The sequence below is a fragment of the Collinsella sp. AM34-10 genome (assembly GCF_003469185.1).
Lineage (GTDB): Bacteria > Actinomycetota > Coriobacteriia > Coriobacteriales > Coriobacteriaceae > Collinsella.
Genome location: NZ_QSIL01000009.1, coordinates 88,461 through 108,634, shown reverse-complemented (window position 1 = coordinate 108,634; position 20,174 = coordinate 88,461). Strand labels below are relative to the sequence as shown.

General features: G+C 59.2%; 24 protein-coding genes. 15 read left to right on the top strand and 9 right to left on the bottom strand.

Going from position 1 to position 20,174, the window contains the following annotated elements; genetic code table 11:
• Positions 1-52: 52 nt before the first annotated feature.
• The 4 genes from nrdG to folB all read left to right on the top strand — a co-directional run bounded on the left by nrdG (position 53) and on the right by folB (position 2,371).
• A complete protein-coding gene (nrdG, locus tag DW823_RS09000) occupies positions 53-634 on the top strand; it encodes an anaerobic ribonucleoside-triphosphate reductase activating protein (protein ID WP_118081894.1) in 582 nt (193 codons plus the stop codon).
• Between the two features lie 66 nt (positions 635-700).
• Entirely contained in the window at positions 701-1,258 is a 558-nt protein-coding gene (folE, locus tag DW823_RS08995) for a GTP cyclohydrolase I FolE (RefSeq protein ID WP_006234408.1), read from the top strand.
• A 2-nt stretch (positions 1,259-1,260) separates the two neighbouring features.
• Positions 1,261-1,842 carry an HD domain-containing protein gene (locus tag DW823_RS08990; protein ID WP_199574430.1) on the top strand — a complete coding sequence of 194 codons (582 nt, stop codon included), beginning with the start codon at positions 1,261-1,263 and terminating at the stop codon, positions 1,840-1,842.
• A 43-nt stretch (positions 1,843-1,885) separates the two neighbouring features.
• Positions 1,886-2,371, top strand: a complete 486-nt coding sequence (folB, locus tag DW823_RS08985) for a dihydroneopterin aldolase (RefSeq protein WP_118081892.1) — start codon at positions 1,886-1,888, stop codon at positions 2,369-2,371.
• Positions 2,372-2,377: 6 nt separating this feature from the next.
• Here folB and DW823_RS08980 read toward each other — a convergent pair whose 3' ends face one another.
• Both DW823_RS08980 and DW823_RS08975 read right to left on the bottom strand, forming a co-directional pair.
• The gene (locus DW823_RS08980; protein WP_118081890.1) at positions 2,378-3,154 is read right to left on the bottom strand and encodes a M48 family metallopeptidase; all 777 of its coding nucleotides are present in this window, start codon (positions 3,152-3,154) and stop codon (positions 2,378-2,380) included.
• A gap of 74 nt (positions 3,155-3,228) precedes the next feature.
• Positions 3,229-4,242: a dipeptidase gene (locus tag DW823_RS08975; protein WP_118081888.1), complete on the bottom strand. Its 1,014-nt coding sequence runs from the start codon at positions 4,240-4,242 to the stop codon at positions 3,229-3,231.
• Positions 4,243-4,362: 120 nt separating this feature from the next.
• Here DW823_RS08975 and DW823_RS08970 point away from each other — a divergent pair, with 120 nt between their 5' ends.
• The 3 genes from DW823_RS08970 to DW823_RS08960 all read left to right on the top strand — a co-directional run bounded on the left by DW823_RS08970 (position 4,363) and on the right by DW823_RS08960 (position 6,253).
• On the top strand, positions 4,363-4,791 hold the full coding sequence (locus DW823_RS08970; protein WP_117635449.1) for a peptidylprolyl isomerase: 429 nt from the start codon (positions 4,363-4,365) through the stop codon (positions 4,789-4,791).
• A 3-nt stretch (positions 4,792-4,794) separates the two neighbouring features.
• Positions 4,795-5,373 carry an urease accessory protein UreE gene (locus DW823_RS08965; protein WP_118081886.1) on the top strand — a complete coding sequence of 193 codons (579 nt, stop codon included), beginning with the start codon at positions 4,795-4,797 and terminating at the stop codon, positions 5,371-5,373.
• Positions 5,374-5,455: 82 nt separating this feature from the next.
• On the top strand, positions 5,456-6,253 hold the full coding sequence (locus tag DW823_RS08960; protein WP_158550975.1) for an HAD-IIB family hydrolase: 798 nt from the start codon (positions 5,456-5,458) through the stop codon (positions 6,251-6,253).
• A 14-nt stretch (positions 6,254-6,267) separates the two neighbouring features.
• Here DW823_RS08960 and DW823_RS08955 read toward each other — a convergent pair whose 3' ends face one another.
• The 5 genes from DW823_RS08955 to DW823_RS08935 form a co-directional block, all read right to left on the bottom strand.
• On the bottom strand, positions 6,268-6,648 hold the full coding sequence (locus tag DW823_RS08955; protein WP_006234400.1) for a Fur family transcriptional regulator: 381 nt from the start codon (positions 6,646-6,648) through the stop codon (positions 6,268-6,270).
• Between the two features lie 61 nt (positions 6,649-6,709).
• Positions 6,710-7,120 carry an acylphosphatase gene (locus tag DW823_RS08950; RefSeq protein ID WP_117635446.1) on the bottom strand — a complete coding sequence of 137 codons (411 nt, stop codon included), beginning with the start codon at positions 7,118-7,120 and terminating at the stop codon, positions 6,710-6,712.
• A gap of 2 nt (positions 7,121-7,122) precedes the next feature.
• A complete protein-coding gene (locus DW823_RS08945; protein WP_118081883.1) occupies positions 7,123-8,229 on the bottom strand; it encodes a Gfo/Idh/MocA family protein in 1,107 nt (368 codons plus the stop codon).
• A gap of 73 nt (positions 8,230-8,302) precedes the next feature.
• Positions 8,303-8,839 carry a ribonuclease HI gene (gene rnhA, locus DW823_RS08940; RefSeq protein WP_118081880.1) on the bottom strand — a complete coding sequence of 179 codons (537 nt, stop codon included), beginning with the start codon at positions 8,837-8,839 and terminating at the stop codon, positions 8,303-8,305.
• A gap of 48 nt (positions 8,840-8,887) precedes the next feature.
• On the bottom strand, positions 8,888-9,790 hold the full coding sequence (locus DW823_RS08935) for a LysR family transcriptional regulator (protein WP_118081878.1): 903 nt from the start codon (positions 9,788-9,790) through the stop codon (positions 8,888-8,890).
• A 272-nt stretch (positions 9,791-10,062) separates the two neighbouring features.
• Here DW823_RS08935 and DW823_RS08930 point away from each other — a divergent pair, with 272 nt between their 5' ends.
• The 3 genes from DW823_RS08930 to DW823_RS08920 all read left to right on the top strand — a co-directional run bounded on the left by DW823_RS08930 (position 10,063) and on the right by DW823_RS08920 (position 12,867).
• A complete protein-coding gene (locus DW823_RS08930; protein WP_118081876.1) occupies positions 10,063-11,373 on the top strand; it encodes an O-acetylhomoserine aminocarboxypropyltransferase/cysteine synthase family protein in 1,311 nt (436 codons plus the stop codon).
• 312 nt (positions 11,374-11,685) lie between these two features.
• Positions 11,686-12,462, top strand: coding sequence for a hypothetical protein (locus tag DW823_RS08925; RefSeq protein WP_147350682.1), 777 nt, complete (start codon positions 11,686-11,688; stop codon positions 12,460-12,462).
• Between the two features lie 186 nt (positions 12,463-12,648).
• Entirely contained in the window at positions 12,649-12,867 is a 219-nt protein-coding gene (locus DW823_RS08920) for a hypothetical protein (protein WP_117640812.1), read from the top strand.
• Positions 12,868-12,958: 91 nt separating this feature from the next.
• Here DW823_RS08920 and DW823_RS08915 read toward each other — a convergent pair whose 3' ends face one another.
• Positions 12,959-13,882: a ketopantoate reductase family protein gene (locus tag DW823_RS08915; RefSeq protein WP_118081874.1), complete on the bottom strand. Its 924-nt coding sequence runs from the start codon at positions 13,880-13,882 to the stop codon at positions 12,959-12,961.
• Between the two features lie 107 nt (positions 13,883-13,989).
• Positions 13,990-14,184 carry a hypothetical protein gene (locus tag DW823_RS08910; RefSeq protein WP_118081872.1) on the bottom strand — a complete coding sequence of 65 codons (195 nt, stop codon included), beginning with the start codon at positions 14,182-14,184 and terminating at the stop codon, positions 13,990-13,992.
• Positions 14,185-14,346: 162 nt separating this feature from the next.
• Here DW823_RS08910 and DW823_RS08905 point away from each other — a divergent pair, with 162 nt between their 5' ends.
• From DW823_RS08905 to DW823_RS08885, 5 genes are all read left to right on the top strand, one after another.
• Entirely contained in the window at positions 14,347-15,537 is a 1,191-nt protein-coding gene (locus DW823_RS08905) for an aldo/keto reductase (RefSeq protein ID WP_118081869.1), read from the top strand.
• 90 nt (positions 15,538-15,627) lie between these two features.
• Positions 15,628-16,647, top strand: a complete 1,020-nt coding sequence (locus tag DW823_RS08900; RefSeq protein WP_118081867.1) for a Gfo/Idh/MocA family protein — start codon at positions 15,628-15,630, stop codon at positions 16,645-16,647.
• Between the two features lie 172 nt (positions 16,648-16,819).
• A complete protein-coding gene (locus DW823_RS08895; protein ID WP_006234384.1) occupies positions 16,820-17,686 on the top strand; it encodes a deoxyribonuclease IV in 867 nt (288 codons plus the stop codon).
• 147 nt (positions 17,687-17,833) lie between these two features.
• Complete coding sequence (locus DW823_RS08890; RefSeq protein ID WP_118081865.1) at positions 17,834-18,694, top strand: ABC transporter substrate-binding protein; 861 nt, start codon at positions 17,834-17,836, stop codon at positions 18,692-18,694.
• Between the two features lie 140 nt (positions 18,695-18,834).
• Positions 18,835-20,172, top strand: a complete 1,338-nt coding sequence (locus tag DW823_RS08885; RefSeq protein ID WP_233543069.1) for an ABC transporter permease subunit — start codon at positions 18,835-18,837, stop codon at positions 20,170-20,172.
• Positions 20,173-20,174 lie beyond the last annotated feature (2 nt).

Genomic DNA, 20,174 nt, shown 5'->3' with positions numbered 1-20,174 from the left:
GAGAATGTTTGAGGACGGGATGATATGCTCCAGACCCCCAGGAAGGTTACTTATGAACTACGCGAACATTAAGTATTTCGACATTGCTGATGGGGAAGGTGTTCGTACTTCTCTGTTTGTGAGCGGGTGCCGTCGTGGGTGCAAGAACTGCTTTAACTCTGTCGCGTGGGACTTTGCTGCGGGCAAGCCGTTCGATCGTGCCGTCGAGGACAAAATCATCGAGAGTCTCGATCATCCCTTTATTGATGGCCTGACGATTCTGGGCGGGGAGCCCATGGAACCCGAGAACCAGGCGGGGCTCGTTGATTTCATTGAGCGTGTTCGCGCGGCCTATCCAGTGGGGTCGGGGAAGACTATTTGGTGCTTTACTGGCGACGTACTCGAGGAGCTTATGCCGAGCGGCCGTCATCATACCGAAGTGACGGACCGTATCCTTGCCTGCCTCGATATGTTGGTGGACGGCCCGTTCGTTCAAGACCTGTACGATATCTCCTTGCGTTTTAGGGGTTCGAGTAATCAGCGGGTGATCGACATGAACGCCACGCGCGCTCGTGCCGCGCGCGAGGGCGTTGCGCTTTGCGACGCTGTGGAGCTTTGGCGAGACGATCCGGTCTATTCGACCCATACTATGTAGCTTGTGGCCGATGCCGGAGGGCGTGGTACCATAGCGCGAACGCAAAATCGGAAGAGTGAGGCCTAGATGGTCGATCAGGAAAAAGTTGAGACCGCCATAAAGCTGTTGCTTGAGGGCATAGGCGAGGACCCAACTCGTGAGGGCCTGCTGGAGACGCCGGCACGCGTCGCCCGTATGTATGGCGAGATTGCCGGCGGCATGGACCAGAGCGCTGAGGAGCACCTGTCCAAAACTTTTGCCGTCGCTTCGAATGATTTAGTTATCGAGCGCGACATCACGTTTTACTCGCTGTGCGAGCACCATCTGCTGCCGTTTTATGGCAAGGCTGCGATCGGCTATATCCCTAACGGCCGCGTGGCGGGTCTGTCTAAGCTTGCTCGCACGGTTGAGGTCTATGCCCGTCGTCTGCAGCTGCAGGAGCAGCTGTGTACACAGGTTGCCGATGCCCTCATGGAATATCTTGCCCCCCAAGGGGCAATCGTGCTGATGGAAGCCGAGCATATGTGCATGACCATGCGCGGCGTGCAAAAGCCCGGTACCAAGACCGTAACGCTTGCTCGTCGCGGTGTCTTTGAGACCGATCCGTCGCTCGAGGAGCGATTCTTTAGGATGCTGGGCCGCTAACCATGAGAGTCGTCAACGACTTTGCATCGAAGACCGATGAAGGAACGTCGCGTCGCGGCTTTATGGCTTCGGGCCTGGCTCCCTTTGGTGCCATGCCTCGCATTGATTACATCTGTGCCAACGGACTGTTCCGGCGGCATCTGGGAAACATTGCGCAGTTGGAATCGGGGCGCATCTTTTGCCGCCACGGTATCGACCATCTGCTGGATGTCGCCCGTATTATGTGGATCAAGAATCTCGAGGAAGAGCTCAAATTTGACCGCGAGGTCATCTATGCCACGGCACTTCTTCACGATATCGGCAAAGATGAACAGTATGAATCGGGTATATCCCATGATGTTGCAAGCGAACGCGTCGCTGATGCGATTCTCGGCGGCATGCCCGAAGACGTGGCGTTTGAGCCGGCAGATGCCGCAGCCATTAAGACGGCCATCCTGGGCCATCGAAAGCTGCGTGTGAACAGCCAGCCGCTTGAGCGTCTGCTCTATGCAGCCGACAAAGCGTCGCGCGCCTGCTTTGCATGCCCCGCGCGCAATGCCTGCAACTGGAGCGATGATAAAAAGAACCTGTCGATTCGCGTGTAGTCGGTATGCGCGGTCGGGGTTCTGAACGAAGGAGACGATCGCGATGACTAACAAAAAGCTGCCCGAGAATGCAACCAAGACCGAGGGTGCCGAGCTCGCCCGTCGTGGCAGGGGCGAGATTTCCGCCGCAACGGCGGTGCCTCACGTGAGCTATGACGATCTGCGCCATGCCGACCGCATTACTATCGACGGTCTCGAGGTCTTTGCCAACCACGGCGTGTATCCCGAGGAGAACGCCCTGGGGCAGAAGTTTGTCGTGTCCTTGGTGCTCTATGTCGACCTGCGCGCGGCGGGGGAGCACGACAACCTGGATGCCTCGATTGATTACGGCTCGGTGTGCCACGATGTCGACGGCTATCTGCGCGAGCACACGTTTAAGCTCATCGAGGCTGCAGCCGAGGGCGTGGCCCAGATGCTGCTACGTCGTTACCCCTTGCTGCTTGGCGTGCGTGTTAAGCTCGATAAGCCTTGGGCGCCCGTCGGTCTTCCCCTGGCAAGCTGCGGCGTCGAGATCGAGCGCGTGCGCTAGCCGACGCTAGAGCTCGTTGGCGGGCGGTTTTTTGAGCCGCTGCGACAGGGCTCTATTGTTGGGGCAGTACGTGTCGAGCAGGGCGTGGAACCGCTGATTGTGGCTTGGCTCGAGCAAGTGGACGAGCTCGTGGGCGACAACCATGTCGAGGCATTCGACGGGGTAGGTGGCAAGCTCGCGTGCGATGCGAATGGCGCCGGTTTTGGGCGTGCACGAGCCCCAGCGCGTTTTCATGCTGCGTACGGAAACGCGGGAAACGGCGACACCCATTGCGATTTCGTATGCGTGCACAATATCGCGTAGCGCCGATGTGACCTCGGACGTATAGAGCTGGTCGATATGGACTTGGAGCTCGTCGGACGTTAGGCCGTCGAGGATTGCGCGCCGCTTGGCCTGTGGGCCTCCGTTCGATTCGTCGGTACCCATAAAACTTGCGAAGGTGGCCTGTTTGGGTCGCGGTGCGGGTGATGCAAAGTTGTGATCGAGTGCGTCCTGTACCGTGATGGGCTTGCCCCAAAGCGCAATGATCGAGAGGGGACTGAGCGGTTCTCGCGCCGTCGCCTGACGTTGCTTGCGCTGGGCAAGTCGGCTGATAATCCAGCCGTTATTGCGCTTTACAAACGCTTCGATACGCTCGCGGCTGGCGTCGAGCGGTGCGCTGGCGTGGACCTCACCGCTCGATGTGACGCGCAGGTTGAAGTTCTTGACGCGCTTTTTGGTAACGACGACGGGGATAGGCGTCCCATCCGGTCGGGGTAGGAAAATCGTAAATTGCTGCGTCAAAAGTTATCCTTTGGATTGGGGACGGGCCGGCATGTCGATCGCTCGGCATACCGGCCCGCTCAAGGGATGTGAAATTAATAACGCTCGAAGAAGGCAAGGGCGTTGTCGCTGCAGAGCTTTTGCATCACGGTCTTGCCAAAGTGCTTGGAAAGCATGTTCTGGAACTCGGGCATCTTGCTGGCATCGGAGAGGAAGTCGGGTACCTTGGCGCCGTCCCAGTCGCCGCCGAGCGCGATGACATCTTCGCCGCCCAGGTCGAGCCAGTGTTCGATATGGGCTGCCAGCTGGTCGAAGGTGACATCTGCGGCGGTCTCGTCGGTTGCTTCGTTGGAGAGGAACTCGCTGCAGTAGTTGAGGCCGACGATGCCGCCCATGTCGCGAATGGTACGGAACTGTTCGTCGGTGAGGTTGCGCTTGACGCCGCAAACCGCACGGGAGTTTGAGTGGCTGGCGACGAAGGGGCGCGTGGCGTGGGCGACAACCTCGTCAAAGCACTCATCGTTGAGGTGGGAGACGTCGAGTATCATGCCGGCGTGCTCCATCTGCGTAAGTGCCTCGATGCCGGCGGCGGTGAGGCCGGCGTGGGTGTCGTGGCCGCTCGCGAGCGGTCCCTGCGCGTTCCAGCTGAGCGATGACATGAGTACGCCCAGGCTCTTGAGCGCCTCGATCAGCGCGGGGTCCTCGGCAAAGAACGTGGCGTTTTCGATGGTGTGGATGCAGGCGACCTTGCCGTCTTTGAGTGCAGGGCGAATGTCAGCGGCGCTGCGTACGTTGACCATGCGGTCGTGGTTGAGCATTACCTGGCCGCTCATGTGCGCCATGATCTGTGCTTGGAAGCGTGCGGCGTGGGCGGTGGGAATCTCGTCGGGGACAAACGTGGCGAAGCACTGTGCCCACGGCGTGTTGCCGATCTTTGCGAGCGAGATGGCGCAGGCGTTGCCCTCGATGAGGTCGAAATCTTGCGGATGCGTTTCGTCGCCGGGGAAATAACCGTCGGTGCCGGCGGTAAAGCGCAGGTCGAGATCGAGCGTGGCCCAGCCGATGCGGTCGGCGGTGTCGCAGTGCAAGTCAAATACGGGATATGCCATGGTTCCTCCGGTTGCAGCGTTTCTTTGCAAACTGTCTTTGAATTGTATGACTAGGGTATAGTTAGCGCCATATGTTCATGGCGGCCCGCGTTGTGCGCCGCCCTTATTACGGAGGTTACCATGTCCAACAAGGGCAAGAAGGTCAAGACCCATTATCGCGGCACGCTCGACGACGGCACGCAGTTCGATAGCTCCTACGATCGCGGTGAGCCGCTGGAGTTCACCTGCGGTGCCGGTCAGATGATCAAAGGCTTCGATGCCGCCGTTATCGATATGCAGGTGGGCGAGAAGAAGTCCGTACACATTCCTGCGGCCGATGCCTACGGTGAGCACAATCCCGAGATGGTTATCACCTTCCCGGCCGAGCAGGTTCCCAATATCGAGCAGATCGAGAAGGGCATGAAGCTCTTCCTGTCCACGCCGAGCGGCATGCCCGTCCCCGCCGTGGTCATCGATGTGACGCCCGAGGCTGTGACGCTCGACGCCAACCACGAGCTCGCCGGCAAGGACCTCAACTTTGATATCGAGCTCGTCGAGGTCGAGGACTAGTTGATGTCCGTGGACCTGGTAGCTACGGAGCGCTTGGGAAATCTCAACGACCCGTCCTATGAACTCCTGCTTCGTCGGGAGCTGGGTGGCGTCTTTGAGGTTGACGAGCTGCTACTCGATTGGGACCAGGCTGATGCGCGCCTGTTTGTGGGCGTGACGGAGCTGGGGCGCACGGTGAATGCTCGGCTGGATGCCACTGATGGCGAGCGTCTTGCCGACGGTGACGTGCTCGCTGTCGACCGCACGGGCACGGTGCCCGTAGCGGTTGTCGTGCGCCTGCGCAGCGCCGAGGTTTATTTGGTCGAAGTCGACCGCATGGATCCGATTGCGCTCGCGCATGCGTGCTGGGAAATCGGCAACATGCATGCGCCGCTCTTCCGGGGCGACTCGGACGAGCATACCGTGCGCATGTATACGCCGGTGCGGCCTGTTTTGGGCCGCATGCTCCGGGATGTCGAGGGTGTTCGGCTCTCGGTGGCCACACGCGAGCTCGATGCCAGTCGACGCTTTGCATCGAGCGCGGCGGATGTTGTTGTGAGTATGGCTCCAGACTTTACGATCGTAAAGAAGGCGCGCGGCTAACGTGCGTATGCGTAAGACGGACTTTGAGAGGCAACTATTCAAAGTCCGTCTTACTTTTGATGGGGTGCTTTGGGGGAAGCATATGGGTCTTGAGGGAATCAAACTGATCGCCTGCGATTTGGATGGCACGTTGCTGCATCCGGGGGAGCGCGAGCCGCGTCCTGAGGCATTTGAGCTCATCGACGAGCTGCATCGTCGCGGCATTGTGTTTATGCCGGCGAGTGGCCGTCAATATGCGAGCTTGCGCTACCTGTTTGCCCCGGTGGCCGATGAGCTCGCCTATGTATGCGAAAACGGAGCCCTGGTGATGAGCGAGGGGCGTGCCGTTGTCAAACGTTCCATGGAACGTAGCCTTGCTATGGATATCGCGAATGCCGTGGTCGCCTACCCCCATGCCGACGTAACCCTTTCCTGCGAGGGGCACCTCTACACCATAAGCGGTAACGATGCGTTCATCGACCATTTGCGTTACGAGGTCCACTGCGATGTGGCGGTGGTCGACCGTCCCGAGGACATTGACGAGGATGTCATTAAGATTGCGTTTCAAACGCCCGAGACAGAGCAGCCGGCGGCGTTGGAGTATTTTGCGCGTCGCTTTAGCGACCGGGTCGATGTGATGACGTCGGGAACCGAATGGACCGACTTTATCGGCTTTGATTCGGGCAAGGGGTCCGCGCTTGCCGATTATGGTCGCGCACTGGGGATCTCACCTAACGAAATGATGGCGTTTGGCGATAACGAAAACGATCGCGACATGCTCAACGTGGTGGGCCATCCCTATCTGATGGAGAGCTGCAATCCCAGCATGCGCGGTGTCAATGACCGTGTCCGCTACGTGCGCACGGTCGAAGAAGAGCTGCGTCGTCTACTTGCTGAGTAGGCATGTCCCAAAATCTACCTACAGTTGGGGCAGAGGCCCTCGAAGATGGTGTAGTGCGAGGTGACGTTCCAGCCGATTTGCTCGGACGCCTTGGCGTCGAGCTGGGCATCGAAGGGGAGCGGTACGTCGATGACGCGGCTGCACGAGGTGCAGATGATATGCGCATGCGGCTCGATCGTGCGATCGAAGCGGCTGCCGCCCGGCGTCTTGATGGAGAGGATCTCGCCGGCGTCGGCTAAGAGATTGAGATTGCGGTAGACCGTACCGCGGCTGATTTTGTCATCCTGCGCGCGCACGGCGTTGTAGATCTCATCGGCGGTGGGGTGGTTATAGCTTTGGCGCACGGCGTCAAGAACCAGCTTCCGCTGCTTGGTGTTTCTTCTTTGCACCGCCATGCGCCTCGCTTCTTTTCTATCAACGGTCGTAGGTAAATGATACCGTATTTAGCACACAATACTAATAACGAGGACTGAAACCGTCTTCATTGGTAAGTGGGGCTCGGGCCTGGGCGTCTGCGAGGCGAAAACGCGTTCCCATGCGCTCGTAGGAGGCATGAAGCGCCTCGAGATGAGATAGGATGTTTGCCGGAGCCCCCTGTATCTCCATCTCGACGGAGCCGTCTTCCATGTTACGCACCCAGCCGGTGAGTGCGCGTGCCTGCGCGAGGTTGGTGTTGGTAAAGCGAAAACCAACGCCTTGGACTTGCCCCGTCCAGTGCAGGAAGTAGCGCAGGGGAGTGTCTTGAGTGGCCTCGTCGCTTGCGAGCACAGTAAGCCTGCGGCGCAGCTCGAGCTCGATGTTTGATGGTTTTTGAGGCTCTCGACTGCCGCCGGTGACGCTGGAGAAGAACGTATCGAAGAGGCCCATCGCTATGCCTGCTTGCCTGCGTCGGCCGGGAAGGTAATGCCGGCCTGCTGGCGCACGGCATCCATGATGCGCAGTGAGACGAGCGTAACATCGCGGTAGTGGCCAAGCTCGTGGCGTCCCGCCGGGGTCTCCCAAATCTCTTCCTTAACGTTATCGATGCCGCCGATGGCAGTGATAAAGTCTGTGAGTTCGTATTCCATGGTGTTGCTCGATTTGGGCGGGTCGAGCACGCGGCCGTTGTCGCCCTGTTCGCGCGGTGCCTCGGTCGCCGAGCCGCGTACGACATCGCCGCGATAGTCGATGCGGACGTTGCGGGGCGTGGACAGATGGTCGATCTGGATAGTGCCACGCTCGCCTTCGATCTGCGAGGGCAGCAGGTCATTCGTAATTTTGGAGTGCGCGAGCTCGACGGAGATCCGGCCACCGCCGTAGCTGGCGAGGATGGAACCGCAGCCGTCGATGGGGCCGTGCGTGAGCTCTTGCGTTGAGGGGTCGAGCAGCGTGGTCATGCTGGTGAGACCAGAGGGCATGCCGAAAATTTCGACCATGGGCTCGACGGCGTAGACGCCAATGTCCATGAGGGAACCCGATGCCATATTGCAGTCGAAGATATTGGTGGCGCGTCCAGCGAGGATTTCGTTGTAGCGTGAGGAATACTTGCCAAAGCGCAGTGAGGCGCGGCGAATGGGCGCAATCTCGCCCAGAGCGTCCTCAATGGCGTGGAAGGCGGGGTCGTGAAGCGGGCGCATGGCTTCGAGGGCCACGACGCCTGCTGCCTCGGCAGCGCGGAAGACTTCCAGTGCCTGCGCTTCGGTGGCGCAGAAGGGCTTCTCGACGATGACGTGCTTGCCACCGGCGATGCAGGCGAGCGCCTGCTCGTGATGGAGCGCGTTGGGGCTGCCGATGTAGACGGCGTCGACGTCGTCGGCGGACGCAAGCTCGTCAAGTGCGGTGAAGTTGCGTTCGCCGCCGTGTTCGGCGGTAAAGGCGGCGCCACGATCTGCGTCGCGCGAGAGCGTGCCTACGAATGTAGCCTGGTCGTTGGCATTGACGACTTGGATAAAGTCGTCGGTGATCATGGATGTGCCGATGGTTGCGATGCGCAGCATGTGTCCCCCTTGCGTTGTTTGGCCTACAGGACGAGTGTAGCGCGGGAGGACATAAAAGCGTGCGAAAACGCCGTTACAGGTCGCTCTCGCTAAAGCCGGTGTCGATATCGAGGTTGGCTCCGTCGGCCGCGGTGGTGGCGAGCTCGTCGCAGCGCTCATTGAGCTCGTGGCCGGCATGCCCCTTAACCCAGATGAACTCCACCTTATGCTTGCTCTTTGCGGCAAGCAGGCGCTCCCACAGGTCGCGGTTCTTGACGGGCTGCTTGTTGGCAGTTTTCCACCCGCGCTTTTTCCAGCCGTCGATCCAGTGTTTGTTGAAGGCGTTGACGACGTATTGCGAATCGGAATGGACCTCGACCTCGCAGGGGCGGTTAAGTGCCTCGAGCGCCACGATGACCGCCATGAGCTCCATGCGGTTGTTAGTGGTCTTGGCGTAGCCACGCGAAAGCTCGGAGGTGAAGGTCTTGCCGGCGGGGTTGGTGTACTTGAGCACGGCGCCGTAGCCGCCGCGTCCCGGATTTGATCGGGCCGAGCCGTCGGTATAGATGATGACCTTCACATGGTTCCTTTCGTTGGGTACGCTTCGTGTGAGTGACCATTGTAGCGCCATGCCTGCCGGGGGCTAGCAATTTACGATTTCTATCCCGTCTTCCGACAGTTAGTTGGCATGGATGATGCGGTTGAGCTCGTCGAGGTATTGCCGCAAGAGAGGAGAGGGCTTGCGCTCGTCGTGCATGATATATCCTACGTGCATCGTTGGGGCGTCTGCTAACGGGATCGATGCCATACCCCACTGCATTTCATTGGAAAGGACACCGGTCGACAGGGTGTAACCGTTCGACGTGATAAGTAAGTTAGTAAGTGTTCCGCGGTCCGAGATTCGTATGTTGCGGTCGCAAGGGATATAGCTAAAAGGTTCCTCGGCGTAATAGAAGGAGTTTGAGGTTCCCTGCTCAAAGCTGTAGCGCGTATAGGGCGTGAGGTCGGCAAGGGACAGCTGAGGGCGGCGTGCGAGCGGGTGGCGTTCGCTAACGAAGACGTGGACCGTCGCGTCGAAGAGGGGATGGAAGCTTGCGCGGGCATCGGCGAAGGCCTTCTGCAGAACGCGGGCGTTAAAGTCATCCAGGTACAGAATGCCGATATCGCTGCGAAATGCGCGGACGTCGTCGATGATCTGCGAGGTGGTGGTCTCGCGCATGATGAACTCAAACTTACTGTCGCGGCAGCGCTCGATGACGTTGACAAAGGCCTTGACCGAAAAAGCGTAGTGCTGGGCCGAGACGGCAAGGCGCGCCTGGGGTGTGCCGCCGTCCTCGTAGCGTGCCTCGAGCATGTCGGCCTGCTCTACGACCTGGCGCGCATAGCCCAATAGCTCGGTGCCGTCGTTGGTGAGCGTGACGCCGCGGCTGGAGCGCGTAAAGATCTCCAGATGGAGCTCCTGTTCCAGGCTTTTGACAGCGTTTGAGATGTTGGACTGTGCCGTATAAAGGCGCTGGGCTGCGGCGTTGATCGATCCGGACTCTGCCACGGCGATCAAAAAACGAAGTTGCTGGAGGGTCATCGGCGCCCATCCTTTCGATAGCTATCTAAAAAACCGATAACAAGTTAGCGCTTTTAAGTGATTGACCGAGCAAAACAATGCTCGTACTATTCAAAACACACAAAGGCGGTAGGTAATTAAGCCGACCAAGGAACCGGGATGCGAAAGGAGGCCCGCATATGAATTGCTTACCAAGACGAATGCCGGGCTCCTGTTTGCGCCCGTCGGCGTGATCAGGAGACAGCGACTTACTTCTCTTACTCTTATTACTTTCTTCGATCAAGGAGATCATCATGAGCCAGTTTATCAACAACCCCGAGCACACCTTTGGTTTCGATACCCTGCAGCTGCACGTTGGCCAGGAGAGCGCCGATCCTGCATCCGACTCCCGTGCTGTGCCTATCTATCAAACCACGAGCTATGTGTTCCGCAACTCCCAGCACGCCGCCGACCGCTTTGGTCTTGCCGACGCCGGTAACATCTACGGCCGTCTGACCAACTCCACCCAGGGCGTCTTCGAGGACCGTATCGCTGCGCTCGAGGGCGGCGTTGCTGGCCTCGCCGTCGCCTCTGGCGCCGCCGCCATCACCTATACCCTGCAGGCCCTCGCCCAGGCCGGTGACCACGTGGTCGCCCAGAAGACCATCTACGGCGGTTCCTACAACCTGCTGGAGCACACGCTCTCCCAGTTTGGTGTCGAGACCACCTTCGTCGATGCCCATAACCTGGACGAGGTCGAGGGCGCCATCAAGGACAACACCACGGTCATCTATCTCGAGACGCTCGGTAACCCCAACTCCGACATCCCCAACATCGACGCCATCTCCGAGATCGCCAAGAAGCATGGCCTGCCGGTTGTCGTCGACAACACCTTCGGCACCCCGTATCTGTTCCGTCCGCTGGAGCATGGTGCCAACATCGTCGTCCACTCCGCAACCAAGTTTATCGGCGGCCACGGCACCTCGCTGGGCGGTGTGATCGTCGACGGCGGTAACTTCGATTGGAAGGCGAGTGGCAAGTACGCCCAGATCGCTGAGCCCAACCCCTCCTACCACGGTGTTTCGTTTGCCGAGGCTGCCGGTCCCGCCGCCTTTGCAACCTATGTCCGCGCTATCCTGCTGCGTGACGAGGGTGCCTGCATCAGCCCGTTCAACGCCTGGGTCCTGCTCCAGGGCACCGAGACTCTGTCGCTGCGCGTTGACCGTCATGTCGAGAACACCAAGAAGGTCGTTGAGTTCCTGACCGGTGACAGCCACGTCGCCAAGGTGAACCACCCGAGCCTGCCCGAGCATCCCGACCATGAGCTGTACCAGAAGTACTTCCCCAACGGCGGTGCCTCGATCTTTACCTTTGAGATTAAGGGTGGCCAGGAGGCAGCTTGGAAGTTCATCGATCATCTGCAGGTGTTCTCGCTGCTCGCCAACGTGGCCGACGTCAAGTCGCTCGTCGTGCACCCGGCTACCACCACGCACTCCCAGCTCTCTGCCGAGGAGCTCGCCGAGCAGGACATCACGCCCTCCACGATCCGTCTTTCCATCGGTACCGAGAACGCCGAGGACATCATTTGGGATCTGAAGCAGGCCTTTGCCGCACTGGACGAGTAAGGCGACTTGTGCAAGGACCCCTTGCGACTCGATAGGTATAACTGCATAAAATGCCTGCTCAAGGCGCCTGTGCGAACAATGGTCGCACAGGCGCCTTTTTTGCATAGAGAGGGTGCAAAAACAGGGTTTTTGGCACGCTTTATGCAATCGAGATGTGGAAAACTCCTGTTGAGAGGATGTGAGTTTTACGCAAATGACGTGCGCCTTTTGAGAAAAACCGCAGGTCGCGATTTGCTCGGGGTACTATGCAGCGCGATCGAATCACACGCAGCTCAAACGCAGCAAAAACGCACTACGGAGGTTTCCAGCTACATGAGGATTGATTCACGAAAACCGAAAGCCGCCGCCCTTTCCGCCGCTCTGACCGTGGCACTTTTGACGGGCGCCGGCGCAACTGATGCCCACGCGGCAACACTATCCGATACGGTCGGATCCACGCCGTCCGAGGCGACGCTGATGCAGCCCGTCGACTATCGCGGCGACGGCTTTGGCTCCATGCAGGAGTGGAACGCCTCTATGGGGGCCAAGCGCGATTCCCTGGAGGTCCGCGCCCAGATCATCATGAACATGTACGGCGACTATGCCACCGATGACGAGCGCGCTGTACTGCAAGGTTGTATCGATGGTGCGGGCAGTCTTTTGACGATGGAGGAGGTCGACGCGAAGTCGGCCGAGCTCGACGAGCTTCGCTCCGCGCTCGAGGATGCTAAGCGCGAGGCGCTCGAGGCTGCGGCTGCCGAAGCCGAGGCCGCTGAGGCCGTTCAGGCTTCGTATTACAACGCCGGCTCCGGCTCGTCTTACGCGTCTGCTGCGTATTACGCGAACGGCTCGGGCCTGACGCGCTCGAGCGGCGTCAATAACTATAACGGTCGTCGTGAGACCTATTACAGCAGCAACGTGTTGTATCACCACCGCACGGGCGAGTGGACCCAGGATTCCGAGGGCTTTTGGCGCGATTCCGATGGTTACTACGTCGTGGCCGCGGGCGATAAGGCTCAGGGCTCCACGTTTACCGGATCCAAGGGCGAGTGCAAGGTCTATGACTCCGGCTGCGCTGCCGGAACCACCGACTACTACACTGGCTGGTAATTTTTCTACATCACGGATATTTGGCGGACGGGCGTCTTTACCGAGCTTTAGGGCAACGTAAGGGCGCCCGTTCTATGTATGCATTTGAGTTAACAGAGCGCTTACCGTGGCAGTACGCCGCGCATATGGGCGCGGGGCACACTAAGTCACGAGAAACAAAGTCTTTCTCGTGGAGGAAGTGGTTCCATGAACGCTCGAGATGTCGCTATTGCCGTCGTTGCCCTTTTGATCGGATGCCTTGGTCCGACGGCGGCGTTAACTGCCGGCTTGCAGTCCGCTACGGGCGCCGCTCCTGTGATTGTGGGCGCCTTGATTGCAGCGGCGTTGCTGGGAAGCGCCGGCGTGCTACTTTGCCGCGATGACGAGGACGAGGTTCCGGAATCGCAAAATAAGCCTCAGTTTTAGCCTCGAGCTAAATGCAACAGGCCTTCGCGAATGACGGAATCCTCGCGAAGGCCTGTCTGCTTGTATTGCGCACGTCGCGATGCGGCCGAGGCTACCAGCTGCCTTCTATTTCGCGAATCCTCTGGTAGAGCCAATCGTTTTGCGGCACTTGGATATCGTGTTTGGCGGCCAGGCGGCAAATGGTGCCCGCGAACTCCTCGACTTCGGTCTTTCGTTGTGCGATGCGGTCCTGCGCCATCGAGGGCATACCGGTGGGGTCGATTCCCTCGATGAGGTGCACCATCTGCGTCAGGTCTGCCTCGGTCAGCTCAATGCCCTCGGCATTGGCGACCGCAAGTGTCTCTCGCATGGCGGAGACAAAGCAGCGGCGCTGCTCGGAGCCGGCCTCTGTGGCGCTTCCATACGTTCCGCCGTAGGCCATGCACGTCTGGTTGATACCATCGTTGAGCATGAGTTTGGCCCACATGCGGTGCGCAATGTCGCTCTCGACGGTATGGGCGATGCCGCAGCGTGTGTAGAGCTCGTCGATGGCGGTGACGGTTGCGGGCTCGGTGCCCGCTGCCGCGCCAAAGCGAATCTCGCCCGCATTGGTAAAGGTGAGCTCTCCGTCGAGGAACACGGCATCCATGCCCTGGCAGATGCCCAGGACGGTGTGCTTCCAGCCAAAGCGCTCGGCAATCTTTTGCTCGCTCGTAATGCCGTTGCACAGCGAGGCGATGAGCGTGTTGGGTCCCACGACGCGCTCCATAGTCTTGAGTGCTTGGTTGAGTCCCGTCGTCTTGACCGTGAGAATGACCAGATCGGCGGGCGTTGCCTCACTGACGCGCACGGACTTGAGTGCGCAGGGCTCGCCGTTGACCGTAAGGGCGTCGCCTGCGTGACGCTCGAAACGGGCGTCGTCCATGACGTATTCGACGGCATCGTCGCCGAGTGCCTGGGCGATCATGCTGCCGTAGAGTAGCCCGACGCCGCCCTTGCCGATAAAGGCAACCTTGTTGATCTGCACGTGAATCATCTCCTCACAAAAAGGCGCCCGCGTGCGGAGCGCCCGGTGGATTGTATGCCGCTGGAGCATGTAGCGTGCACCGGAGGCGGAATTTAGAAGAACAAACGCATGAGAACTTATGCCGCGGGGCAGATGGCAAAAACGCGTGCGGGATATCCAACGCCATCGCGCGCCTTGGGGAAGGTGCAGAAGATGACGGCGCCTGTGGCGGGAAGCTCGTCCAGATGGTCCATGATCTCGGTCTGGTAACAGTCGACCGAGAGGATGTATTGCTCGCCGGGATAGGGGTAGGCGTCCTCACGCGTGGCCACGCTTGCCTCCTTTCACCGGGCTTTTTGCTGATGTTAAAGCGGTGCCGTGACGGCCTGATTTCTGCTGCGTTACGATACGTTCTCGATTGCGATTCCGATGTGCTTCGATGACGTGACAGGTTTGTTTCGCCTTATCAGGGCTTCGATGGGGGAGGAGGGGCCGTGCAATATCGCGTTGACCCCAAAAGCGGTAACCGTATCTCGGCGTTGGGGCTGGGCTGCATGAGGTTTCCCGGTGCGCCGGGACGCCCGGATGCGAAGACAGCCGACGCCATCATCTCCCGTGCAGTGGAGCAGGGGATTAACTACCTGGACACGGCCTATCTCTATCCCGGCAACGAGGCTTGCGTGGGCGCTTCGCTTGAGCGCCTAGGCCTACGCGACCAGGTTTTGCTCGCGACCAAGCTGCCGCATGCTTCGTGCAAATGCGCGGAGGATTTCGACCGGTTCTTTGACGAACAGCTGCGTCGGCTGCGGACTGACCATATCGACTATTACCTTATGCACAACATCACCTCGCCCGCCCAGTGGAAACGTGTGGTGGCGTTGGGCATCGAGGACTGGATCGCGCGTCAAAAGGCGGCGGGGCGCATTCGCCAGATTGGTTTTTCGTATCACGGCAGCGCGGCGGATTTCCTGACGGTGCTTGACGCATATGACTGGGATTTTTGCCAGATCCAGTACAACTATGCCGGCGAGCGTTACCAAGCGGGAACGGCAGGACTCATGGCGGCTGCGGAGCGCGGTCTTGCGGTGTTTGTGATGGAGCCACTGCTGGGCGGTCGTCTAGCGGGCAAACTTCCGCCGCGGGCACGCGCTGTGCTCGATGGCGCCCGTGACCCGCATTTGCGCACTCCGGCCGCCTGGGGGCTTTCGTGGGTGTGGAACCATCCTCAGGTGACGATGCTGCTTTCGGGTATGACCGATATCGCGCAAGTGGATGAGAACGCGGCGTTGGCCGATCGGGCCCTGCCGGATTCGATGACGGCTGCTCAGCTCGATGCCATCGCACGCGTGCTGAGGGAGTTTGAAAAATCGAATCGCGTGCCCTGCACGGGATGCGGCTATTGCATGCCGTGTCCTAAAGGCATCAATATCCCTGGGTGTTTTGCTGCCTACAACGCAAGCTATGCGCACAGCTGGTTTACGGGGCTGTCTCAATACTTTACGGCGAGCGCGGTGCGGACGAACGAGCCCAAGCTGGTGAGCAATTGCGTCAAGTGCGGCAAATGCGCGCGGCATTGCCCGCAGCACATCGATATCCCCGGGCGCTTGGACGACGTACGCCGCCGTTTTCAGCCTGGCCCCGTGACGGCGGTGCTTAAGGCCTTCGGCAAAACGCGCTCCTCGTGACCCTTTTATAACTTGCGGTGGAATAGTTCCTGCTTGCGGCAGAATAAGGCATCGACAGGAACTATTTCACCGCAACTGAAGGGGGCTGTCGTGGGCCATCGGGATTCATGTGATGATTTACGTGAGGTTCGTTGGGGCGTTTTGGGCGCTGGACGCATTTCTCATCGATTTGCATCGTCGCTCAAGAAGGTCGACGGGGCACGGCTGGTGGCTGCGGCCGGCCGCACTCCTGCACATGTCGAGGAATTTTGCCGAGCGTTTTCGATTGATGCCGCGCACAGTTATGCCACGGCTGACGATAGCGGCGATGCGGCTTATGATGCGCTGATTGCCGACCCCGATGTCGACGCAATCTACTTGGCTCTTCCACATGGCATGCATGCGCATTGGGTCTGTCGGGCACTGCGCGCGGGAAAGGCCGTGCTGTGCGAAAAGCCGGCCGTTTTGAATGAAGAAGAGGCCCATGCGATCGCCTCCGTTTCCCGTGAGTGCGGTGTGCCGTTTATGGAGGCGATGAAAAATCGGTTTTGTCCGATGCATACTCGCGTGAAGGTCTTGCTTGCGTCGGGCGAGCTCGGCCGTATTGTCTCGATTGAAAGCGTGCAAAAACTCGATTATGGTGAGCCTCCTTCGAGTTATCTGCTCGACCCGTTGCAGGGTGGCTGTCTATATGACATGGGCTGCTATGCGGTCGGTTGGTTTGAGGATTTGCTCGCGGGCGAGTGCGAGGTTTCGTCCCGTGAAGTTCGCTGGCGTGACGTATCGGGCGGCCGCGTGGATTGGGCCGATGAGATCCATATGAGTGTCGGCGGTATACCCATTCATATGGTGGTCGACGGCAAAGCAGCATATGAAAGCCGCTTAACGATTGCCTGCGAGCGGGGCTCGTTGGAAATCGAGCGCCTTCATCGCCCCGAACTCGCCCATGTGAAGTGCTCCGACGGACGAATGCTCGAAATAAATGCCCCGTTTGAGGTCGATGATTTCTACGGCGAAATCCAGCATGCGACCCAGCTCATCCGGGCGGGGAAACTCGAGAGTCCCGTCATGCCCCTTGCCGCCACACAGCGCTGCGCGCGTATTATCGAAGCAATCCGTCTAGCCCTCTAGGACCTGGCGCTGACGCGTGAGGGATCATGACGCCGGCGCCCGTAGCCGTAGTGCTTGGTGCCCCGCATCTCTGATGCCCCTTTTATAACTTGCGGTGGAATAGTTCCTGTTTGCGGCAGAATAAGGCATCGACAGGAGCTATTTCACCGCAACTGATGAGGGGGAGCTGGGGATGCTGACGATCGGGTGTCATCTATCCACGACGAAGGGCTATCGGGCGATGGGAGAGACGGCGTTGTCAATTGGCGCCAATACCTTTGCATTCTTTACGCGCAACCCGCGCGGCGGCAAGGCGAAAGATCTTGACATGGATGACGTGGCCGCCCTGCGCGAGCTTATGGCGCAAAATGATTTTGGCCCACTCGTGGCTCATGCCCCGTATACCTATAACCCCTGCTCAGCCAAAGAGCGGGCGCGCGAGTTTGCCCTGGAGGCCATGGCAGAGGACCTGCGGCGCATGGAGGCGCTGCCCGGCAACTACTACAACTTCCATCCCGGTGCGCATGTGGGGCAGGGCTCCGACGCCGGCATTCAGATGATCGTCGACACCCTGTGCCAGGTGATGTTTGAGGGGCAGCAGACGACGGTGCTGCTCGAGACCATGGCCGGCAAGGGCACCGAGGTGGGCCGCAGCTTTGAGGAGCTGGCGCTCATCATCGAGGGCGTTGCCGACAAGCGCCCCGAGCTGTCGGCCAAGTTGGGCGTTTGCCTGGACACCTGCCATGTGAATGACGCCGGCTATGACATCGTCCACGATCTTGACGGTGTGCTTGACGAGTTCGATCGTGTGGTGGGTATCGAACGCCTGCGCGCCGTGCATATCAATGACTCCAAGAATCCCTGCGGCGCCCATAAGGATCGCCACGAGTGTATCGGCAAGGGCTACCTGGGTAGTGAAGAGTTTGGCGGCGGTATGCAGGTTATGCAGAATATTGTATCGAATGGCCGCTTGCGCGCATTGCCATTCATTTTGGAGACACCGAACGAACTTGCAGGTTATGCGGCTGAAATCAAATTGTTAAGGTCATTGCAGCAGTGATGACTGTCATAAAGTGGAGTGCTCCATTCACGTTATGGGTTTGTTTCAATCAGTTTTCTAATTGCGGATTCTTCCAAGCGGGTGCATAATAACCCTCAGTTTTTGCAGACCCCTGAATCACGTGGGGTCTTTGGAAGGAGACTGATTATGAAGCTGAAGAAGCTTGGCGCATTTGCCGCCACGGGTGCTATGGCGCTCGCCCTCGCTCTGACGGGCTGCGGCTCGTCCAACGCCACCTCTGGTTCTGATGCCAGTTCCAGCAGCTCTGACGACGCTAAGGTCGAGAAGGTCGACGGTTCCAAGGAGTACGCGCTCGTCAAGGACGGTACGCTGACCGTCGGCACCTCTGCCGAGTACGCTCCGTTTGAGTACAAGGATGACAACGGCGATTATCAGGGCTTTGACCTTGAGCTCATCAAGGCTATCGGCGACAAGCTGGGCCTGGATGTCGAGTATGTCAACAATGACTTTGACACGCTGGTTCCGGGCGTCGCTTCGGGCGCCAAATATGACGTCTCCATCGCGGCTATCACCGACACGCCCGAGCGTGAGAAGGAAGTCACTTTCTCCGATTCCTACTACATGGACGATCAGGCTATCGTGACCAAGGTCGATAACACCGACATCACGGCCGACAACTACAGCGAGAAGCTCAACAATGCTGACGCCACGATCATCGTCCAGTCTGGTTCGACCGCCGAGGCCTTTGCCCAGGAGAACTTCCCCAAGGCCAAGATCGTCCCCTACAAGGACGCTACCGAGTGCTTCAGCGCCCTGCAGTCCGATAAGGGCGACGCCGTAGTCACCAACCGCTCCGTTGCCAGCCAGCTGACCGCCGAGCAGTTCAACACCTGCCAGACCATCAAGCAGATTAGCACCGGCGAGGAGTACGCCATCGCCATCAACCAGGGCAACACCAAGCTCAAGAACGACATCAACCAGGCCATCAAGGACCTGACCGACGACGGTACCGTTGACGCCCTCATGGCTAAGTACAACATCAAGTAAATAGATGCTTGATTGCGCGTAGGCCCTTTCCGTTTTGCGGAGAGGGCCTTTGCGCTTCTCTCGACGGAGAGCGTTTCCGTCTCGTTTTGCCGGCAACTTCTACGATAGGAGCCACCTTGTCTCGATTGAACGAAGGGGCCATGGGTCGGCGTTTTCCGCTGCCCTCGATGCTCCAAAAACTAGCCTGCGCCCTAGCTGTGGCGCTCGCTTTGTTGTGCGCGGGGACAGCCGCGCCTTCGACCGCCCAGGCGCTCGAGACCGCAAAGATCACCGCGCGTCCCAATACCGGTTCGGGCAGCGCTGTGGTCGGCGGCACTGAGACGCGCATTACCTGGGAGGTTCAGGCCGATGCCGACGAGGAGCTGAGCGGTCTTTCGCTGACGTTTGTCGACGGCACGACGTTTGGTACCGATGACACGCGATTGACGATGCTCTCGGGCGAGGACCTCATGGATCGTACGCCCATGAAGCCCACGTGCAAGGCTGACGGCCAGACGCTCAAGATCGACTTTGGCGAGACGGCGCCTGCCGGCGGCTTTTTCCGTGTCGAGGTTTACGGCGTGACGTTTCCCGTCGAGGGCGGCGATGAGGCCTTTAGCGGAACCTATACGCTTGCCGACGGTTCGACCAAGAAGATTTCCAAGATTCCTTCCGTCGAGATCAAAGGCGTGACGGCCTTTGACAACTTCCTGGCCGATCTTAAGGAACAGCCGTGGGTCGAGGCATGGAACTCCAATATGTTCCTGCGCCTGTTCTTGAACCCGGTCATTTTGGTCCAGAGTCTGCCGATCGTCTTTAAGGGCTTCCTTATGTCGCTCTCGATCGTGCTTGTGGCGTTTCCGCTGGCGATCCCCTTTGGCTTTGCCCTGTCGCTCATGCGCATCTCCAAATCGCGCATCTTGCGCTGCCTTGCCGGCATCTACGTGAATATCATCCGCGGCACGCCGGCATTCCTGCAGATCTATATCGCGTTCTTTGGCCTGCCGCTTGCCGGTGTCAAGGTTGACGACTACGTCTTGGGCGTTATCGTCATGGCCATGAACTCGTCTGCGTACCTGTGCGAGATCTTCCGCGCCGGTATTCAGTCGATCCCCAAGGGTCAAAACGAGGCTGCTCGCTCGCTGGGCATGAATGCCTTCCAGACGCTGCTCTACGTTATGATTCCGCAGACGTTCCGCAATGTCCTGCCTACGCTGACCAGCGAGTTTATCCTGCTCTACAAGGATACGTCGCTGCTCGCCGCCGTGGGCGTGGTCGAGATCGTCATGAACGCCCGCACCATCGTGGCAACGACGGGCTCCATTACGCCGTATGTGGTTGCCGCCCTGTTCTATCTGGTCATTACCCTGCCGCTTGCGCGCTTGGTGAGCGGTCTCGAGGCGAGGCTGCTGGGTACGGCCGAAACCAAAAAGAAGCGTCCCACCAAGAGCGCCGGACAGGTTGTCGCGACGCCCGCCGACCATATCGCTGGTCTGTAAGG

Excerpts from the sequence above, each read along its gene's own strand:
- nrdG (WP_118081894.1), top strand. The coding sequence starts at position 53 with ATGAACTACGCGAACATTAAGTATTTCGACATTGCTGATGGGGAAGGT.
- folE (WP_006234408.1), top strand. The coding sequence starts at position 701 with ATGGTCGATCAGGAAAAAGTTGAGACCGCCATAAAGCTGTTGCTTGAG.
- DW823_RS08990 (WP_199574430.1), top strand. The coding sequence starts at position 1,261 with ATGAGAGTCGTCAACGACTTTGCATCGAAGACCGATGAAGGAACGTCG.
- folB (WP_118081892.1), top strand. The coding sequence starts at position 1,886 with ATGACTAACAAAAAGCTGCCCGAGAATGCAACCAAGACCGAGGGTGCC.
- DW823_RS08975 (WP_118081888.1), bottom strand. The coding sequence starts at position 4,242 with ATGGCATATCCCGTATTTGACTTGCACTGCGACACCGCCGACCGCATC.
- DW823_RS08970 (WP_117635449.1), top strand. The coding sequence starts at position 4,363 with ATGTCCAACAAGGGCAAGAAGGTCAAGACCCATTATCGCGGCACGCTC.
- DW823_RS08965 (WP_118081886.1), top strand. The coding sequence starts at position 4,795 with ATGTCCGTGGACCTGGTAGCTACGGAGCGCTTGGGAAATCTCAACGAC.
- DW823_RS08960 (WP_158550975.1), top strand. The coding sequence starts at position 5,456 with ATGGGTCTTGAGGGAATCAAACTGATCGCCTGCGATTTGGATGGCACG.
- DW823_RS08955 (WP_006234400.1), bottom strand. The coding sequence starts at position 6,648 with ATGGCGGTGCAAAGAAGAAACACCAAGCAGCGGAAGCTGGTTCTTGAC.
- DW823_RS08950 (WP_117635446.1), bottom strand. The coding sequence starts at position 7,120 with ATGGGCCTCTTCGATACGTTCTTCTCCAGCGTCACCGGCGGCAGTCGA.
- DW823_RS08945 (WP_118081883.1), bottom strand. The coding sequence starts at position 8,229 with ATGCTGCGCATCGCAACCATCGGCACATCCATGATCACCGACGACTTT.
- rnhA (WP_118081880.1), bottom strand. The coding sequence starts at position 8,839 with ATGGCGCTACAATGGTCACTCACACGAAGCGTACCCAACGAAAGGAAC.
- DW823_RS08935 (WP_118081878.1), bottom strand. The coding sequence starts at position 9,790 with ATGACCCTCCAGCAACTTCGTTTTTTGATCGCCGTGGCAGAGTCCGGA.
- DW823_RS08930 (WP_118081876.1), top strand. The coding sequence starts at position 10,063 with ATGAGCCAGTTTATCAACAACCCCGAGCACACCTTTGGTTTCGATACC.
- DW823_RS08925 (WP_147350682.1), top strand. The coding sequence starts at position 11,686 with ATGAGGATTGATTCACGAAAACCGAAAGCCGCCGCCCTTTCCGCCGCT.
- DW823_RS08920 (WP_117640812.1), top strand. The coding sequence starts at position 12,649 with ATGAACGCTCGAGATGTCGCTATTGCCGTCGTTGCCCTTTTGATCGGA.
- DW823_RS08915 (WP_118081874.1), bottom strand. The coding sequence starts at position 13,882 with ATGATTCACGTGCAGATCAACAAGGTTGCCTTTATCGGCAAGGGCGGC.
- DW823_RS08895 (WP_006234384.1), top strand. The coding sequence starts at position 16,820 with ATGCTGACGATCGGGTGTCATCTATCCACGACGAAGGGCTATCGGGCG.
- DW823_RS08890 (WP_118081865.1), top strand. The coding sequence starts at position 17,834 with ATGAAGCTGAAGAAGCTTGGCGCATTTGCCGCCACGGGTGCTATGGCG.
- DW823_RS08885 (WP_233543069.1), top strand. The coding sequence starts at position 18,835 with ATGGGTCGGCGTTTTCCGCTGCCCTCGATGCTCCAAAAACTAGCCTGC.